Origin of the sequence: Paraburkholderia elongata (assembly GCF_013177735.1) — a bacterium.
GTDB classification, from domain to species: Bacteria; Pseudomonadota; Gammaproteobacteria; order Burkholderiales; family Burkholderiaceae; genus Paraburkholderia; species Paraburkholderia elongata.
In genome coordinates, this window is the sequence record NZ_WOEZ01000348.1 from 1 (window position 1) to 17,815 (window position 17,815).

At 60.0% G+C, this 17,815-nt stretch carries 16 protein-coding genes and 5 pseudogenes; 15 read left to right on the forward strand and 6 right to left on the reverse strand.

The genetic code is table 11. The features are described 5' to 3' along the window. Positions 1-303 precede the first annotated feature (303 nt). The 4 genes from GNZ13_RS53715 to GNZ13_RS51255 all read left to right on the forward strand — a co-directional run bounded on the left by GNZ13_RS53715 (position 304) and on the right by GNZ13_RS51255 (position 2,185). On the forward strand, positions 304-654 hold the full coding sequence (locus GNZ13_RS53715) for an HU family DNA-binding protein (protein ID WP_328807433.1): 351 nt from the start codon (positions 304-306) through the stop codon (positions 652-654). 205 nt (positions 655-859) lie between these two features. Next, positions 860-1,066 (forward strand): hypothetical protein, encoded by a 207-nt coding sequence (locus tag GNZ13_RS51245; RefSeq protein ID WP_172179072.1) that lies wholly within the window; start codon positions 860-862, stop codon positions 1,064-1,066. Positions 1,067-1,244: 178 nt separating this feature from the next. Beyond that, positions 1,245-1,685: an SET domain-containing protein gene (locus GNZ13_RS51250; protein WP_172179073.1), complete on the forward strand. Its 441-nt coding sequence runs from the start codon at positions 1,245-1,247 to the stop codon at positions 1,683-1,685. Beyond that, positions 1,682-2,185, forward strand: a complete 504-nt coding sequence (locus tag GNZ13_RS51255) for a hypothetical protein (protein ID WP_172179074.1) — start codon at positions 1,682-1,684, stop codon at positions 2,183-2,185. The genes GNZ13_RS51250 and GNZ13_RS51255 overlap by 4 nt, the downstream gene beginning before the upstream one ends. Positions 2,186-2,886: 701 nt before the next feature. Here GNZ13_RS51255 and GNZ13_RS51260 read toward each other — a convergent pair. Further along, a complete protein-coding gene (locus GNZ13_RS51260) occupies positions 2,887-3,801 on the reverse strand; it encodes a helix-turn-helix transcriptional regulator (RefSeq protein WP_236002586.1) in 915 nt (304 codons plus the stop codon). A 247-nt stretch (positions 3,802-4,048) separates the two neighbouring features. Here GNZ13_RS51260 and GNZ13_RS51265 point away from each other — a divergent pair, with 247 nt between their 5' ends. From GNZ13_RS51265 to GNZ13_RS51290, 6 genes are all read left to right on the forward strand, one after another. Continuing rightward, a complete protein-coding gene (locus GNZ13_RS51265; RefSeq protein WP_172179076.1) occupies positions 4,049-4,828 on the forward strand; it encodes a crotonase/enoyl-CoA hydratase family protein in 780 nt (259 codons plus the stop codon). Then, positions 4,825-5,769, forward strand: coding sequence for a 3-hydroxyacyl-CoA dehydrogenase NAD-binding domain-containing protein (locus GNZ13_RS51270; RefSeq protein WP_172179077.1), 945 nt, complete (start codon positions 4,825-4,827; stop codon positions 5,767-5,769). The genes GNZ13_RS51265 and GNZ13_RS51270 overlap by 4 nt, the downstream gene beginning before the upstream one ends. 43 nt (positions 5,770-5,812) lie before the next feature. Beyond that, complete coding sequence (locus GNZ13_RS51275; RefSeq protein WP_172179078.1) at positions 5,813-6,730, forward strand: BKACE family enzyme; 918 nt, start codon at positions 5,813-5,815, stop codon at positions 6,728-6,730. Positions 6,731-6,807: 77 nt separating this feature from the next. Next, positions 6,808-7,935, forward strand: a complete 1,128-nt coding sequence (locus GNZ13_RS51280; protein ID WP_236002587.1) for an ABC transporter substrate-binding protein — start codon at positions 6,808-6,810, stop codon at positions 7,933-7,935. 29 nt (positions 7,936-7,964) lie between these two features. After that, positions 7,965-9,806 (forward strand): feruloyl-CoA synthase, encoded by a 1,842-nt coding sequence (locus GNZ13_RS51285; RefSeq protein ID WP_328807434.1) that lies wholly within the window; start codon positions 7,965-7,967, stop codon positions 9,804-9,806. Between the two features lie 156 nt (positions 9,807-9,962). Then, complete coding sequence (locus tag GNZ13_RS51290; protein ID WP_172179081.1) at positions 9,963-11,096, forward strand: porin; 1,134 nt, start codon at positions 9,963-9,965, stop codon at positions 11,094-11,096. A gap of 29 nt (positions 11,097-11,125) precedes the next feature. Here GNZ13_RS51290 and GNZ13_RS51295 read toward each other — a convergent pair. After that, positions 11,126-12,567 (reverse strand): annotated as a pseudogene (locus GNZ13_RS51295) (ISKra4 family transposase). An 82-nt stretch (positions 12,568-12,649) separates the two neighbouring features. On the opposite strand from GNZ13_RS51295, the pseudogene GNZ13_RS53400 reads away from it, so the two are divergent. The 4 genes and pseudogenes from GNZ13_RS53400 to GNZ13_RS51310 all read left to right on the forward strand — a co-directional run. Next, a pseudogene (locus GNZ13_RS53400) lies at positions 12,650-12,838 on the forward strand (hypothetical protein); the annotation flags it as partial. Positions 12,839-13,172: 334 nt separating this feature from the next. Beyond that, positions 13,173-13,751 (forward strand): glycine zipper 2TM domain-containing protein, encoded by a 579-nt coding sequence (locus GNZ13_RS51300; RefSeq protein WP_172179082.1) that lies wholly within the window; start codon positions 13,173-13,175, stop codon positions 13,749-13,751. Positions 13,752-13,946: 195 nt separating this feature from the next. Next, a pseudogene (locus GNZ13_RS51305) lies at positions 13,947-14,128 on the forward strand (PhoU domain-containing protein); the annotation flags it as partial. 584 nt (positions 14,129-14,712) lie between these two features. Next, positions 14,713-15,167 (forward strand): annotated as a pseudogene (locus GNZ13_RS51310) (IS5-like element ISRme6 family transposase); the annotation flags it as partial. A 2-nt stretch (positions 15,168-15,169) separates the two neighbouring features. Here GNZ13_RS51310 and GNZ13_RS51315 read toward each other — a convergent pair. Continuing rightward, a pseudogene (locus GNZ13_RS51315) lies at positions 15,170-15,481 on the reverse strand (site-specific integrase); the annotation flags it as partial. A 255-nt stretch (positions 15,482-15,736) separates the two neighbouring features. Then, positions 15,737-16,105: an antibiotic biosynthesis monooxygenase family protein gene (locus GNZ13_RS51320; RefSeq protein ID WP_172179083.1), complete on the reverse strand. Its 369-nt coding sequence runs from the start codon at positions 16,103-16,105 to the stop codon at positions 15,737-15,739. A gap of 85 nt (positions 16,106-16,190) precedes the next feature. Here GNZ13_RS51320 and GNZ13_RS51325 point away from each other — a divergent pair, with 85 nt between their 5' ends. Beyond that, positions 16,191-16,676 (forward strand): MarR family winged helix-turn-helix transcriptional regulator, encoded by a 486-nt coding sequence (locus GNZ13_RS51325; protein WP_236002588.1) that lies wholly within the window; start codon positions 16,191-16,193, stop codon positions 16,674-16,676. 23 nt (positions 16,677-16,699) lie between these two features. Here the strand turns inward: GNZ13_RS51325 and GNZ13_RS51330 are convergent, their stop codons facing one another. Continuing rightward, complete coding sequence (locus tag GNZ13_RS51330; RefSeq protein WP_172179084.1) at positions 16,700-17,305, reverse strand: AraC family ligand binding domain-containing protein; 606 nt, start codon at positions 17,303-17,305, stop codon at positions 16,700-16,702. A gap of 45 nt (positions 17,306-17,350) precedes the next feature. Beyond that, on the reverse strand, positions 17,351-17,815 hold a 465-nt coding region (locus tag GNZ13_RS51335), incomplete at its 5' end, for a DMT family transporter (protein ID WP_172179085.1).

The following is a 17,815-nucleotide window of genomic DNA, read 5'->3' on the forward strand; positions in this document are numbered from 1 at the left end:
GACACTGGCCCTTATTTCGGGAAGATGCGCCGCCGGATTGTCGGGATGTGACCGGGAGCCGCGAGGGACGCGGGCGCAAGCAACAGAAGGCGTGGGGCAGACCGAGGCGTGGTCGATGGTCGCGGCAGGGCGATCCCCGGGGAACGCCGGGGCCTCCGGCGCAGAAATCTGGCCATTGACCTTTCGCGGTCAGCGTCCCTGACCTTGCATGTGCCAATTTCCTCAGGTGGCTTCAGCAGGCGCGTGCCCGTTAGGACAGGCGACGATGGGGCGGTATCGGAGGGGCGAAAGCGGTGCAGTCGCGTGCCGATTGCGCGGAGGCGCGCCGATCGGGTAGGGTGTCGGCATCATCATTCACTCAACGAGGAAAAAACAATGAACAAGCAGGAACTGGTGGATGCGGTCGCCGCGGCGACGGGCGAAAGCAAGGCCTCGACCGGCGAGATGATCGACGCAGTTATCGCTGCGATCACTGGCGAGGTGACCAAGGGAAAGACGGTGCAACTGATTGGCTTCGGCTCGTTTTCCACCGGTGCGCGTGCCGCGCGGGTCGGTCGCAACCCGGCCACCGGCGCCGAGATCCAGATCCCTGCGGCGAAGACCGTCAAGTTCACGGCGGGCAAGGCATTCAAGGATGCGGTGAACGGCGGCTGAGACCGTGCACAAGCCGTCGGCCGGGTTCCTCCCGGCCGTACCCAGCCGGCCACATCGCCCCCACCGTTGGCCGGCGACAGAAGGGAGGGGACGTGATTGCGCATAGAGCCTGGACCTGGGCAAGTCGGCCTGGTAGCATCGGTGGCGAGATGCCGCGACGTGCCGCGGCCCCTTCGATTCGCTGCACATCTCTATAGATACCCGTATGGAAAAGAAACGATCGCGGAGCAGGCGGGAGCCGCTGTGTCCACCGATCGGTGCGCTGCTGCGCTACCGGGCGCGCATCGTGCGCGTGATTGCAGAAGCGCGTGGACAGCGCGCGATGATCGAGCCACTTGATACGACGGGCAGGACCTTCGTCAGCACCGTCAAGTGGAACAGCCTGCGGGAGCTCGGCGCCCAGCTTTTCTAGTCCGACGCTGCCTTCAGTCGAGCGGGTTCCGAACCTCCAGCTGATTGCGTCAGAACGAACTTCCAGTTGCAATGCAGTACGGTCGCCAAAACCTTGACGCAAGTAACCCATCCACGTCAGTGTGGATGCGGATTTATGCCTCTTCTATACTGACGCGCATAACAGTCGAGGGAACACCATGAGGCGTGTGATCGTCCGGCGATCGTCGGTTCACGGCAGGGGCGTGTTCGCAATAAAACCGCTCGCGGCGGGCGAGCGCGTGCTGCAGTACAAGGGTGAAATCACGTCGTGGCGCAATGCGGTGCGCCGTCACCAGCGTGAAGGCGTCGAAGGCCATACGTTTCTGTTCGGGCTGTCGAACGGGTCCGTGATCGACGGGAGCCGCGGTGGCAACAGTGCACGCTGGCTGAATCACGCCTGCGCACCGAACTGCGAGACCATCGAGGACCAGGGGCGGATTTTCATTCATACGCTGCGGGCCATCGAGCCGGGCGAAGAACTGTTCATTGAATATCTGCTGGCGATTGACGATCCTCCTAATGAAGAGGTTCGGGCCCAGTACGCCTGCCGGTGTGCGGCATCGGGCTGCCGTCAGTCGATGTTGGCGGACGCAGCGTGAGTGAGTTGGCTGGGGAAAGGAGGGGCAGTCCGGCCGCGTTGAAAGGCGGCGACGCCCTGAAGTCGTCGGCTGATGGCGTCATCAGGATCGGTGTGGGGGTGTTTTTCCATCGCGACGCGCTGCGCCGCCACTTCCGACGCTGGCGGTTTCTGGCGAAGTCGATGGCGCTGATACGAAACAACAGATGTCGCTGGATCTTGACGATTTGGGTTGGCGTCGACGCCAACGTGCTTCGCCGACGGGGTCAAAGGAGCGGTCTTATGCAGAAACGGATGTCGGTGCAAAAGAGGGGTAGTGATGGAAGTCTGCCGGAACTACTGAACCGGCTTGAACTGGCATTGGCGGAGACGCCCGCTCGCACGTCTGTATGCAGAGCGCTGTTGGATCTGAACCGGCGGCTTGATTCGGCCCGAAAGGAAACGCCCGCCCGGATCAGTCGATTTGCGTCACCACGGCGTCGGCGCCAGCCCGTCGTCGAATCCCTGTCGCTGTTTTCGTGAGTGCCGCTGGGACGCGCTCCCGCTGAATCGGCCAGGAACATCTAACGGCTTTCGGAAATCGTTTCGCGTTTGTGTTCGTCGGGCGGACTTCGGCTCAGCGTGTGTCAAAACGCCTTTTTGAAGACCTATCCTTGGCGTATCGCGTATCGCGTATCGCGGTGAGACACATTAGGCGTTTTGTTGACATAGTGCGGAGCAAATCTGTTACTGGTCTGGATAGCACTGGCGAGGTGTTATCGAACAGGTTGACATTTTTACGTTCGCTCCGAGCGGCGCAAAAGTGTTAATTCGCATATATCCGTATTAAATTCGTCCGCTGCCATCCCTGCAGCCACACCGGACAATCACGTGCCGCTGATAACGGCCAGCGCACGGTCGCCGCCGCCGCACCCCCGTGCACCTCAATCTGGATCTCCGTTGCGCCAGATGCCACTGCGGATGTTTTCAGCTGTAACAGCACAAACTCTGCCGATAGCACGCTCGTAGATTTGCAGACCACTTCAGCCGCATCCAGTTCTTCCTGGGCCGCAGCATGTTGGCATTCAGGCGGTGGCTTACCTACATGCGAGCCTTGTTCGGTTTGGGCGACGAGACGATGATTGGCAACTGCGAGAGTCTCGGGTTTGTATTGTGCGTGAATTACGCCACTCGAACTGTTACAGCTGCGTGGCTGTGATCCTGATACAAAATTCCGGCCGTCTCTAGTTCGGTATTACGGTATCCGGCTGGACGTTTTCTACGACCTGTCGCAACGCCTGTTTAACCGTTAAGTTCGACGTGTCGACGGTAAAGTTGGCTAGCCGATACAGTGGCTCGCGCGCGTCCAGCATGCGGTGAATGTGTTCGAGCGCCTCCCGGTGAAGTGTCCGCGTTGCGATGCGTGCATCGTTTTGCGCCATGACGCGCTCAAAGTGCACATCGGGCTGCGCTTTTAGCCAGACAGTGAGGAAGGTCCGCAGCAATAGTTCATAGGTGGCGGCCTCCGCGACGATACCGCCGCCAGTGGCCACCACCACTCTCGGATATGTTTCGATGATCCTCTCGATGCAGCGCCGCTCGAGCCGGCGCATGCCCGTCTGCCCATAGAGCGTGATGACCTCTCCAATCGCGATGCCGGCTTCCTGCTCGATCATCCGGTCGAGTTCGACAAACGGGATCTCGAGCTGTCCTGCAAGAGCCGCTCCCAGCGTTGATTTACCCGCGCCACGAAGGCCGATGAGCGCAATGCGTTGGTGCCGTTCGACGGTCGCGAACTCCGGCGTCGAAATCAACGTCTGCCGCAGCCGTGCAAGTTCCGCGGGGGGCTGCTGCTTCAGGAACTGAACCAACATAGTTAGATCCGCATTCTGGGACGTACCGTCTGAGAGCAGGTCGTGGATCGGCACGTTGAGGGCTGCGGCGAGTTTCTGCAACAAGGACACTGACACATTGCCCTCGCCACCTTCGATGCGCGCAAGGTGTGGGATCGATACGCCCGACTGCGAGGCGAGCTGCTTGCGGGTCATGCCGCGTTGTGCGCGCAGCGTCCGGATACGATGCGCCAGCTCCGAAAGCAACAGGTCAGATTCAGAGTTCGCCAACGCCGACTCTGCAGTTGGATTGGTACGGGTCGCCATAACCATTCTTGACGGGAAAGTCGCATTTTACGGTACCCGGGCTGCGGACGGAGCAGGCGCCCCCGGCTCGCTGCACGGCGCCGTCATTCTAAAAGATATCGTAAACGATATATTCAGGAAAAACTGGCAGGTCAGATATTTGGGGTGTCTGTTGGGCTATTCCGGGTAAACGACGAGTTGATACTGCTTGTTCTCATTGAAAAGTATCTTATAAGATATGTTTCATGAAAACAAATCCGGTGGTCGCATGCCCTACGAATTTCTAAAAGTGCAGTACGACGGACCTTTGGCCTACGTCGAGCTGAATCGCCCCGCAAAGAGGAATGCGGTCAACAATGCGCTGATCGAGGAGCTTGAGTCGGTCTTCATCCGGTTCGATGAGAGCGTGCGCGCTGTGGTGATGACGGCCGCGGGTTCTCACTTTTGCGCGGGGCTCGACCTTGCCGAAAACAGCGTGCGTGCGCCGATGGATGTTTTGCGCACCTCGCAGCAGTGGCATCGGGTGTTCCAGCGCATGCAATTTTCCGACAGACCCATCGTGACGGTGATGCAGGGCGCGGTGATCGGTGGCGGCCTCGAGCTCGCGCTCGCTACACATGTGCGGATCGCCGAAGCCGACGCCTTCTTTCAGTTGCCCGAAGCGCAACACGGCATTTTCGTCGGCGGTGGCGCATCGGTACGTGTCGCGCGCGTGATCGGTCCCGACCGGATGACCGAGATGATGCTGTCGGGGCGCAGCTACAGCGCAGAGGAAGGACACCGTCTCGGACTTGCGCACTACATGGCCGAACAGGGCTGCGGCCGGGAAAAAGCGATTCAGCTCGCGACGCAACTCGCGACCAATGCGCCGTTGTCGAACTGGGCGGCGATCAATGCGGTTCCGCGTATCCACGACATGTCGATGAGCGACGGTCTTTTTACAGAATCCTTGACCGTCGCGCTGACCCAGAGCGGCGATGAGGCGAAAACCCGCATGCAGGCATTCCTCGGCGGGGCACGCGCGAAAGACGCCACGGAGTTGCCATGACCGCGAGCGCCATAAGTCGGGTCGCCGTTGTTGGCACGGGCGTGATCGGCGCCAGTTGGGTCGCCTATTTTCTCGCCCGTGGTTTGCAGGTCACCGCGACTGACCCTTCGTCGCACGCGCGCGAACGACTGGAAGATGCGGTCAGGCAGCATTGGCCCACGCTCGCGTCAGCCGGGCTAGCACCCGGCGCGTCACCGGATAACCTCACCTTCCACGACACGCTTGACACAACGCTCGAGGGGGCGCAGTTCGTTCAGGAGAACGGTCCCGAGCGGATTGATCTGAAGCGCGAACTCTTCGCTGGAATCGATGCCGCAGTGGGGCCCGACGTGGTCATCGCGTCGAGTTCATCAGGGCTGTTGATCAGTGATGTGCAGACCGCCTGCCGGAACCCGGAACGTGTGGTGCTCGGTCATCCGTTCAATCCGCCGCATCTGATTCCGCTCGTCGAGGTGATCGGCGGACGCTTGACCTCCGCAGCCGCGATCCAGCATGCGATCGATTTTTATCGCGCGATCGGCAAGCGCCCGATCAATCCGCAAAGGGAGCTTCCGGGTCATATCGCGAACCGGCTGCAGGCGGCGTTGTGGCGCGAGGCGTTCCATCTGGTGTCGATTGGCGCTGCCAGCGTGCAAGACATCGACGACGCGATTGCATACGGCCCCGGCTTGCGCTGGGCCGTCATGGGGCCGTTTGCGAACCTGCATCTGTCAGGCGGAGCCGACGGAATGCGTCATCTGCTCGACCATCTGGGCGGCCCCATCGAGAGTTGGTGGGCGCAACTCGGAACACCCGCGCTGACGCCCGAATTGAAGCAGCAGGTGATCGACGGCGTCGGCAGCGCGCTTGCGGGTCGTAAAGATAGCGATCTCGCTGTGCAACGCGACTCGCTGATTCTCGCCATGCTACGTGCGAAGGCGGCAGCGCCTGACATTCCCTGACGGATAAAGCAGGGCTTTCCACCGAACAACGACGGAGACGAACATGAGCAAACCCAAGGTCATTGTGACCATCGCGCCGACAGGCGGGATGGCGAGCAAGCAACAGAACCCGCATCTGCCCACGCAGCCCGACGAAATCGCACGCGATGTCTACGACTGCTATAACGCCGGCGCCAGCGTGGTTGCGGTGCACGCCCGTTTGCCCGACGACGGCGCGACGTGTGACGCCGCAATTTATCGGGACATCAACACCCGTATCCATGCGAAATGCGACATCGTGATCAACAACTCGACCGGTGGCGGCGTGCACGGCGAAATGATCGGACAGGCGCCGAATGGATATTGGGAGATTCTTTGGGAAGAACGACTGAAGGGCATGGATGCCGGCGCCGAAATGTGCACGCTGGATGCGACGACCATCATCGCGACCTTTGGCGGCAGGGAACTGCTGATGCACACGTCGCCTGAGCGGTCGAAGCATCTCGCGGCCGAGATGAAGAAACGCGGTATCAAGCCGGAATGGGAGGTGTTCAGTCCGACACATATCGTGCAGGACGTCGCGGCACTGACGGCGGCGGGTTTCGACGAGGAGCCGTTCTTCATCAATCTGGTGCTCGGCGTTCATCGCAACTTCCAGAATGCGATGCCGTACACCCCTCGCATATTGCAATCGATGGTGGACCTCTTGCCGAAGGGCAGCATCTTCTGTGTGAGCGGAATTGGCCCTGCGCAGTTGCCGTCGGCGATGAACTCCCTGCTTCTAGGCGGCCACGTGCGCGTCGGTCTCGAAGACAACCTTTATTACGGACCTGGGGAGCTTGCGACCAACGTGCAACTGGTCGAGCGGATCGTTCGTCTTGTGCGCGAGATGGGTTTCGAACCGGCAACGCCTGGCGAGGCGCGCGAAATCATGGGGCTTCCGCGCAAGAGCGGACCGCGACCGGATTTCGCGATGCAATAGCACTCGCGCGACATGACTCAAAATAAAGGAGACACGCGATGGTTGAGCATCGAAGAAAAAGTGCGCGGACGGTTTGGATGCTTGCGTTGACCATTGTCGGCGTACACGTAGCAGGAGTTGCGTTGGCGGGAGAAGAACCGGTCACGGTCGGCGTGACGCTGTCGTCTACCGGACCGGGGGCGTCGCTGGGAATTCCCGAACGACAAACGATCAGCATGCTGCCTGCCACGCTCGGTGGCCGAGCAGTCCGCTATGTGCTCCTCGACGACGGTTCAGATCCCTCGACAGCGGCGAAGAACGCGAGAAAACTGGCGACTGAAGACAAGGCGGACGCAATCATCGGTTCGTCGACCACCCCCGCGTGCATGGCCGTCGCAGCGGTAGCCGCGGAAGTATCGACACCACAACTGGCATTGTGTCCGTTCGTGCCGCGGCTGGAGCAGATGCGATACGTGTTCTCGTTGCCGCAATCGGTCGCGGTCATGTCGGACGCACTGTTCGACGATATGCGTGTGCACAACGTCAAGACGCTCGGTTTCATCGGTTTTGCAGATTCGTACGGCGAGGCCTGGCTGAAGGACGTCCAGACGCGCGCGGAGGCTCGTGGCATCCGCATGACGGATGTCGAGCGCTATGTCCGTACCGACTCGACCGTGACTGCACAGACGTTGAAGCTGCTCGCAACCCATCCCGACGCGATACTGATTGCGGCAAGCGGCACTCCCGGCGTATTGCCGATGAGCGCATTGCGCGACCGCGGTTACAAGGGGCGCCTATACCAGACCCATGGTGTCGCGAACAACGATTTTCTGCGAGTCGCCGGAAAGACGGCAGAAGGCGTGATCGTGCCCGTGGGTAGCATCCTGGTCGCCGAACAATTGCCGGCCAGCAACCGTAGCCGCGGAGTCGCTCTGGATTTTGCGAAGCGCTATGAGGCGCAGTTCGGCGCGGGTTCGCGCAACCTCTTCGCGGGGTATGCGTTTGACGCCTATCTCCTTCTCGACAAGGCCGTTGCGACTGCCTTGCGCAGCGCCGCGCCAGGTACTCAGGCGTTCCGCGATGCATTGGCGGGTGCGCTTGCTAATGTCACCGATCTTCCAGCCACGCATGGCGTAATCAACATCAACGCGAAAGATCATTCGGCCTACGGCGTGTCGGGGCGGGTTCTCGTCGTCGTGAGAGGTGGGCAATGGATTCTGAATTGAAGACTTTTACGCGGTCTGAAGTCCGGAGCGTGTCCCCATTGATCGGCGAGCAGTGCGTGGTCCTGGCGACGCCTGACATCGATCAGGAGGTGCGCGCGGATGGTAGCTTTATCCTTCGCTCCCGCGCAATGCTCCAGCCATACGGCCGCAGTATCGTCGACTGGCTGGTTCATTGGGCTGCGTGTACACCCGATGCGCCGTTTCTGGCCGAGAGGATTCGTTCGGACGGTCCGGCAAGCTGGCGAACGGTGACGTATTCGCAAGTGCTCGCAACGGTACGCTCGATCGGGCAGGCGCTGCTCGATCTGCCTGACGGCCGGTTGAGGCCGGTCGTGATTCTGTCCGACAACAGCGTCAATCATGCATTGATGTCGCTCGCCGCGATGTACGTCGGGCGGCCGTCGGCAACCGTCTCGTCAGCCTACGCGCGCGTTGCGAAGGACATGACCAAGCTGCATGCAATTCTCAAGCAGCTCGATCCGGCGCTTGTCTATGTCGAGGATGGAGAGGGCTATGGATTGGCACTCGCCAATGCGCCGCTTAATTGTCCAGTGGTCGCAAAAGATGCACCGTGTGCCGGTTGGCTGCCGTTCGATACACTGACGGCCTGTAAGCCACACCAGGCGGTGGACGATGCGTTTGCTGCTCTCGCGCCTGGCGACATTGCGAAGCTGCTGCTCACGTCGGGCTCGACAGGGAGCCCGAAGCTCGTCGTCAACACTCACGGGATGCTCAGCGCGAATCAGCAGATGATCGCGCAGTGCTGGCCTTTCGTGGATCGTGCCGCGCCGGTGGTGGTGGACTGGCTGCCGTGGAGCCATACATTTGGCGCAAATCACAATTTCAACCTTGTCTTGCGCAACGGCGGCGCGCTGTATATCGACGACGGACGGCCTGTTCCGGGGCTGATCGAACGCACCGTCGAAAACCTCCGGGACGTCTGTCCCACGTTGCACTTCAACGTTCCGCGCGGGTTCGATGCGCTGGCGCCGTTTCTCGAAACGGACCACGCATTCGCTACACGCTTTTTCTCGCGTCTGCAGGTTCTTTTCTATGCGGCAGCCAGCTTACCCGCAACGGTCCGTAGCCACTACGAACGCGCTGCGCTACGAACCGGGCATACGGGTCAAGTGTTCTTTGCTTCTGCGTGGGGTTCGACCGAAACAGCGCCACTCGTGACCAGTGTGCATTTTCCCGGCGCGGTCGCGGGAAATATCGGCGTGCCTGCACCCGGCAACGAGCTGAAGTTCGTACCCGGCGGCGGAAAGCTGGAAATGCGCGTGCGTGGACCGTCAGTGTTCCCGGGTTATCTGAACGACCCCGAGGCAACAGCGGCGGCATTCGATGAGGAAGGTTTCTACCGGATTGGTGATGCCGGGAAATTGTGCGATCCGTTGGATGCCAATCGCGGTGTGATGTTCGACGGGCGGGTGGCGGAAGACTTCAAGCTGTCGAGTGGCACCTGGGTTTCCGTGGGCACGTTGCGGATCAAGGCTGTGAGCGTACTGACTCCGTACGCACTGGACATCGTCATCGCCGGTCACGACCGTGACCAGATTGGTCTGCTCGTCTTTCCGACCAAGGCGCTGCGCGAACTCGCGCCCGAACTTGATGGTAACGCGGATGGCGAAGAACTGGGCCGGCACCCGACCGTTCGAGCGACGTTGAATACAGCCTTGCGGGAGCTCGCCCGCGATGCTGGGAGTTCGCAAAGAGCAGCACGGGTTGCCATTCTCTCGGCACCTCCGTCGCTTGAGTTGGGAGAAGTTACTGATAAGGGGTACATCAACCAGCGCGCGGTTCTGAGCCTGCGCGCGGACGATGTTACGCGGCTTTTTTCTTCGGCGGATTCCGTGATCGTTCTGGGCTGAAAGCCGCTCATCGCTGAAGCGAATACGCATTTCATAGAATCTCACTGCACGCTTCATTAAATTTTAATCTGTAGTACTACTAGTATGTAATTTTTTTGTAATCGATTTTCTTCTATCACAAAACTAATTTTAAGTAGAAAAATATTGGAGGCGGAGATGAAGTTGAAATACGGATTGTATGGTGCGCTCTGTATGTTCGCATTGACGGCACACGCGCAGAGCAGTGTGACGCTGTACGGCATTATCGATACGGGCGTCGAGTATGTATCGCACGCGAATGCTTCGGGCAACGGCGTAGTGCGCATGCCTTCTATCACCGGCGAATTGCCGTCCCGATGGGGCCTGCGTGGTACCGAGGATCTCGGCGCAGGCTACAAGGCGCTGTTCGTGCTGGAAAACGGATTCAACGTCGGCAAAGGTGACATCGGCCAGGGCGGCCGCCTGTTTGGCCGTCAGAGTTGGGTGGGTGTTAGCGGCCCATACGGCACGCTTTCATTCGGCCGGCAGTACACAATGACCTATCTGGCGGTGATCGACGCCGACGTGATCGGGCCGAACATCTACGGCATGGGTTCGCTGGATTCGTACATTCCGAACGCGCGTAGCGACAACACCATCGCCTACAAGGCAACGTTTTCGGGTTTGACCGTTGGTGCAAGCTACTCGTTCGGGCGTGACTCTACTGGGACCGGCAACTCGCCCGGGCAGGGAACATGCGCAGGCCAGGTTGCTGGAAATGAGACGGAATGCCGTTCCTGGTCGGCGATGGTCAAATACGACGCACCATGGTTCGGCGTTGCAGGTTCGTACGAAGAGCAACGCGGAGGGAAGGGCGCTGCCGCCAATCTCTTCGATGGCGTCAAGCCGTTGCCGTTGACAGCGGACGGCGACAAGGACGATCGCGCGCAACTGAACGGCTACGTGAAGCTGTATGGCGTAAAAGTCGCGAGCGGCTGGATCGGTCGTTGGGTCGACACCGATGCGTCCGGCGGTCCCAACGTGCATTCGGACCTCTTTTACGTAAGCGCCAGTTATCAGGTTGTGCCGAGCTTCATCGTCGACGGCGGTGTCTATCGTGTCATCGTTAGCGATCAGGATGCACGCGCCACGCTAGGTGTAGTGAGAGGCACGTATCTGCTGTCGAAGAGCACAGCGCTATATGTTCAAGGTGCCTATCTCGGTAACAGCAAGCATGCGAGCTATTCGGTCAGCGCAGGAGGTGGGGGTACGACGCCGGCGCCAGGGCAGGGTCAGTTCGGAGCAATGGTGGGTATCAGGCACTTTTTCTAGTCGATTTCAATAACTGTAGCTGGAAGCCGTTAAAATCCCTGGGATGTTCTTTGCCAGGGCCACGTAACGCGTCGCTGTCCAATCCACGGAAACTGTCGCCGTGCGAGTTCGTGGAATTCCTGGTTCAACAGCGCGACGCGCAATTGCACGACACTGTGTGCTCCCACGCGACTCCAGCGCATATGCTGGCTCTTGCACATTCGACGGCCAACTATTCGGTTAATCGACGATTCGACGAAGCCGGTGGAGATTGGCCATCCTACACGTTGCCACGTGCGATAGTCGATCAGCGACTCAACGTTGCTCTTGAGATACGTGATCACATTCGAGAGGCTGTAGCTTGCTTTCTTGATTTGGCTGCTCGCTGCCGGATCTCGTTTCTCACGCAGATCTAGCAAGTGAGCTAGCTTTGCTGCGAACTGCTGCCAAGCCACTGAGTCTCCGGTCCAGACGTAATGGCGGAAGCGGACGAACACATCCCACAGTTCGAACGCTGATCCACTGTCCGTGAGTCGCCCATATGCCAGAGGGGTGATAGCTTGATCGACGCGTCGCAACATGCGCCCGATGTGCGCCCAATCGAGAATCCACTCACTATCGTAGGGAAGGTCGTTCGCGACGCCGGCCAGGTCCAGTGCTCCATCAGTCAGGACGACGACTTCACCAGGATCCGCGTATCCACTGTCCTCCAGAAATCGCGTCATTTCTTCATTCAGTCGCTTGGTGCGCGGCATGGCGGAAGCCCACACCCGTGGTTGCTCACCGGCTTGGCCCACAGCAGCAACGACGACTGCGATTGTCGATGACTGGTTTCCGGCTTCTGCGCGATTGTCCTTTCCCGAGCCCTTGCAATTGCAACGTGCGCGCCGGACATAGCCGACGTCAATGCCAAGCTCCGCATTCGGTTTTGTCGTCTCGGACCACCGGCGCACAGGCCGTGCGTGCTGTATCGATTTGCCGATGATCACGGTGTGATTGCGGATGGTTACATGATTGTCGCGGCCCGAGGTGGTAGCAGAAGGTCCATGACACGCCTGGCTTGTCGATAGGGCATCGTAGCGCCAAGCTCCGCGTGCAGCCATCTCAGTTCACCGGTGCTTGCCTCGGTCAGGTATTTCTTGAGCGGAGAAACATATCTCGAGCCGTCAGCGCCACAGTTGCAGGCCTTCCATCGTTCGCGGCAATAGAAAACCTTTCCCAGTGCGGTCTTCAGCTCCGAGCAATGACTATCGTGCAGGCGACGCTGCACGCCGCAGACCACGCAGGCTCTATGCGATGCGCAAAAACGTTCGATCTGCTCGACGACAAACTCCTGCTGCACACAGTTGACCAATGACATGCCTTCGGCGAGTGACAGTCCCACGTCCCCGGGCATCTGGTTTTCGGTCGCCCTGTGAAGCCGCATGACCTCAACCCTCTTCACCACACTCCCATCGCCATTATCGAACTCAAGAACGATCGTGCATCGCATGGCGGCTCCTGGTCTCGTTGTTAGGGAAACAATATCCCTTCGTGCGCCGGTCTCCCAGCCTTTTTAACGGCTTCCTTCAACAATTGGCGTGCCGCCGCCCGACGTGGTCGCTCCGGCAGCGGTGGTCGTCGTGTCGCCGGGTTGGCATGGCGACCGTTACTGCGACGGACGCCGCTACTGGGATCGCGATGAATGGGAAGAGCGTCATCGCCATCACGGGCATGGCCCCGATCACTGTCCGCCGGGACATGCGAAAAAAGGCGAGTGCTGATCAGCGTTTCGAACTGCGGCCGCGAGGAAGGACGTAAGTGCGTTCGAGCGGCTGTGTTCCGGCACCCCCGTTTGCTTAGTGCCCGGCACACATCAAGCGGTCGACTCAACGTGACGCCGCGACGCCGCTCACCCGTCGAGCGAAGCGTCCGGGAATGCGTCGCAGAGAAACTTCACAAGTCAGCAAGGCGATGCGTTTGACTTGAGCGTTGGCAGCGGAACAACTTACACACTGTTACGCGGCGCAGTGAAAATATTCGGCAACGCTTCCTTATACTCCATGCCGAACTTCAACTTTGCCCGCTGACATGCGGCGTCAAGATGTCGAGAGCATCATGTACAACACTCAATTTGCCAAACCAATCTTTTACATCGCGCTGTGCGCAGCTTTACCCCTGAGTGGATGCGTGGTTCCTGGCGCAAACGTGCCGTACGGGGCGAGTCCGGCGCAGCCTGCCTATGCGCAACCCGCATATGCCCAGCCGGCGTATGTGCAGCCAACCTATCCACAGCCAGTCGATAGCGCAAGCGCCTATGGCAACGCGCCTCCTGCAAGCTCCGGTTACGGACTTCAGTATGGGGTTGTTTCGGAAATTCAGCCTCTCGCCACATCCAATGCGGTGAGCCCGGGCGGTGTAATGGGCACGGTGGTCGGCGCGGTCGTCGGTGGTGTGGTCGGCAATCAGTTTGGCGGCGGGCATGGCCGCGACGTGGCGACCGTAGTGGGTGCGCTCGGCGGCGCGGTGGCCGGAAATCAGATTGGCCGGCAGTACAGCAATGCGGCCCCGAGCGCGTATCGAATCGTTGTTCAACTCAATGACGGATCGTCACGCTCCTTCGACGTGCCCTCACCCGGCGATCTCCGTCCGGGCGACCGCGTGCGGATTGACGGAAACCGGCTGGACCGTTCCTGATCGACCTGCTTGCCGGTATGGCCGGTGCCTGTGCTTCGCCGAGTTTTTTCACTGGTTGGCCAGTCGTTCCGACGCAGCATGCGCCGGCCTGTATTTCCGGACCCCGGAGCATTGTGAGTTGCCCGCGTCTGCATACTCGTTGACTGGCGTGCGCCCGCGCCAGGATCGCATGCTCATATAAATCTGACCGGCGTAGACCCTCGTGCCATTTCAGCGGCACTCGAGACTATCTGTTCATTGCATCGGCCATAGAACGCATTGGGGACCATGCGACCAATCTTGCAGAGCTTGTCATCTATGTCGTCAAGGGCGGGGACGTTCGTCACCTTTCCAGAGAGCAGCTTGAGCGCGAGGCCTTGAGTCCTCCCGCGGCGTGAGCGGCGTTCCGTGATGGCCGGACACAAGGGCCTCACGATAAATGCCTGGCGCTTGCTGACAGCACACGCCAGGCAAGCGCACGGAGAAGTCCATGAAAACGTTGCATAAGTTGCGGTCACGAACAGCAGGGCCTGTATGGGGGCTGGTCTTCGGCATCTTGATTTCAGCCGTAGGGTTAGGTCTCTGGTTCTATGCGAGAACGTCGTCCTCCTCGGAGGGTGACCAGTCGGTGGCTGTTGCCGCAGTACTCATTGGCGTGTTCCTGACCGTATACGCCGCTCGCGAGATTGGACGCCGAAAGCGTTGGTAGTGGCGCCACACAGCATCGCGCCACGGATCGTATGCGCATCGGGGAGGTTCGCAGCAGGCAGTCTGCCGCAGGGCATCCGCAACCTTGACCCGGTATGCCACACGCCGTTGAGTTGCCGCACTGTTCAATCGTTACCAAACGTCTGGTCTTGGGTGCCCGAGGATGAACGCGAACCGCTTCTGGCTAAGAGGCCAGTTCAAAAACCCCTGAGGGGGCTGTTTACTTTCTCGGCAAGCTGTTAACCTTGGATGTCTGAACAACGGAACCCAAGGGATGGAAGCGCCGATCATTGATGACGAATTGTGGACACTGATCGAACCGTTACTGCCGCCGCCCAAGCCCCGGCGCAAAGAGCATCCTGGTCGCCCACGCGTATCGGATCGGGCGGCGTTGAATGGCATCCTGTTCGTGTTGAAAACCGGTCTGCGATGGAACCACCTGCCGACCGTATTGGGCTTTGGCTCCGGCGCGACCTGCTGGCGACGACTGAACGACTGGCGCAAAGCAGGAGTATGGGATCGACTGCACGAACTGCTGCTCGACAAGTTGCGCGAGGCCGGCCAGATCGATCTTTCATACGCTGCCGTCGATTCCTCGTCGGTACGAGCTGTTGGGGCGGGCGAAAAACTGGCCCGAACCCCACGGATCGCTCGCGACCCGGTTCCAAGCACCACATCCTCGTAGACGCCAATGGCGTTCCCATCAGCGCCATCCTGACCGGCGCGAACCGCGTGCGGGGCACGCGCACCGGCTGCATCCTCGCCATCAGCTCGGGCTGGTTGAGCGTGATGTCGAAGAAGAACTTCAGTCCGGTGATGGCGGCATTCAGCGACACGGGCGAGATGCCGTGGTCGACCAGATGCAGCTGGTAGCGCCGCAGGTCCTCGACCGTGGCGGTGTCGGGCCGGCGTCCGAGGAAAGCGGCGAACTGACGGACCACGCGGACATAACCGGCTTGCGTCTTCGGTGCGAGCTTGCGCATGCGCATGTCGTCGATCAGGCGCTGGCGCAGCGGACTGATATCCTGGCTGGTGTGAGTCATGGCTCTGCTCCTGTTGAGGAACGAGGCGGATTGCCTCGTACCCAACATGGAAACAGAGCCGGTTTCCTCTCACCTGCCACCAGAGCTTAATCGGAGCCCCATTACCGCGCGCGCGGTTTCGTCCTGCAAGGTGAAGTGGTCATTTCCCGGTCGCGCCGGCCGGCAAATTCTCGGCCGTTGCGTACGCTTTCGATGACTCAATTGCTACATCGCATGAAGGTCCGCTCCCGAGATGGCGCCCGACGGGGGACGCCCCTAACTGACGCAAATACCCGGTACTGCGACCTTCTGGAACAGGTGTGGCGAAGCGATCGCCGACGAGGGATACGCGGTGAGCTTCGCCTTGAATTCCGGATGAGTGAACGCCGCTCGAAAGTGGGCGATGGACTCCCACACTGCATAGTTCAGGTACGTCGGATTTTCTCCGATTGCGCGATGAAGTTGTGTCCAAATGAAGCCGGGCTGCTGCTTCATAAACGCCGCATCGTCCTGCCAGACCTGGAGAAAAGTCTGCTCGTCGGCCTTATCCAGTGTGAAGACGTTGAAAAGTACGACGGGGGCGGCGTCAGTGGCGAGTTGACCTTCGATCGGGAAAGAAGGGTCAAGTGGGCGCAATTGCGGCATAGGGGCTCTGTTAGTTTGGCTGCATAATGTCAATCGGACATGATTGATGTATAGTGCATTGACACTATGATGTCAAATTACTTCGATGGTGACAGATGCGCAAGATGAAGAGAACGCCAGCCGGCGAGACCCTGACGAGCTTCATACTCGATTTTTCAGGCTAAATAGCCGACTTCTGACCGCAGGCGATCGCCTGGTAGCGGAACTCGGGCTCACGAGCGCCCGTTGGCAGATCCTTGGTGCAATCACCGCAGCACAGCAGCCTCAGCCGGTCGCGTGGATCGCTCGGGACCTGAGCGCCAATCGCCAAAACGTGCAACGGATAGTCAACGACCTGGAAGAGGAAGGGTTAGTTAGATTCGAGGTCAACCCCCACCATCGCCGCGCGCAACTTGTCGTTTTGACGGACAAGGGGAGGCAGGCATTTGACGCTGCCATGGGACTTCAGGCCGCTTGGGTCAATCGCCTCTCTGACGGGTTATCTGTCGAGGAAATCGAGGCAGCACACCGCGTGATGATAAGACTGCGAAATAATCTGGAGGACAGTATGGAAACTGAAAATCTGGAGTAATCGCGCTGCCGTCTTCATCGAAATCATCGGCCGCAACGTCTAAGGCTGGCCGTCCATGGTCTTCGCGGACCTTCGCGGGCGCGTTTTACTGCTCCCGGTATCGCTGCCGGGCGTGGCATCGGGTGGGGCATCTGCCCGTGACGCTGCACCAGTTGGAAGACCGCAGTCGCGAGGCGCGACGTCTTTTCAAGTTGCGTGGCGTCATTCGACTCCGAGCAGACATGCGCCTCTCGTATCAGCTTCATTGTCTGCGGGTCGTCGATGACCGTCTCGGGGAAGTACAACGTCCCCGAGAAATCCTCGCCGTCGTCCTTGAGCAGGCTGATGAGGCCTGTTGTCGGTATGTACACCATCCGGTAGTCCCATCCGGCCTCCGTAGCGGGGCGACCTTCATGCAAGTGGCCAGGATTGATCACGCAGATCGTTCCTTCCGGCATGATGATCCGCTGCCCTCGGCTGTCGAGGTAGGCTTGGGCACCACGCTCGATCACGCCGAAAGCGAATTCATCGTGCGTGTGGGGAGGGAACCGGTGCGTACGGTATGCCGCTCTCAGTAATTCCGCGCCGGCGAACGCCGGCTCGCGCCAGAACTTCGCCTGATTGGGGCGGGCGGAAGCCGGCGGTTTCATCGAACAGTCCCCAAACGAACCAAACGGCCACTGACATCGTTCCGATCAACGCGACCGCATCCAACCCATCGCAGATCGAGTCTGCGGCACGCCAGCTGGCTTCTCGCGCGCCCGTTTCTGGAGCAGGTAGACCCCCGCGAGAATGGCCGCCATCGCGATCAGATCGAGCGGGCGCATCGGTTCGTGGCCGATCGACAATCCCAGCAGCAAGGCAATGACAGGCGGGATATACGTCACGCTGGAAGCCGCGACCGCGCCGAGCCGCCCGACAATGAAGTAATACAGGATGTAGGCAATCCCCGTTCCTGTCAGCCCGAGACCCAGCACGAGCCCAAGCGCTGCACGCGTGTCACCTGTTACACGGGCCATGCCGTGGAAGTCTGTGACGCAACTCAGCACGACAAGCGCGAAGCCGATCTGCCATGTCGAAAGCGCCAGTGGCGAGAGGTCGAGGCCGGAGAGAAAGCGCCGCGCGTACACGAACGAGCATCCGACGCTGAGTGAACCGGC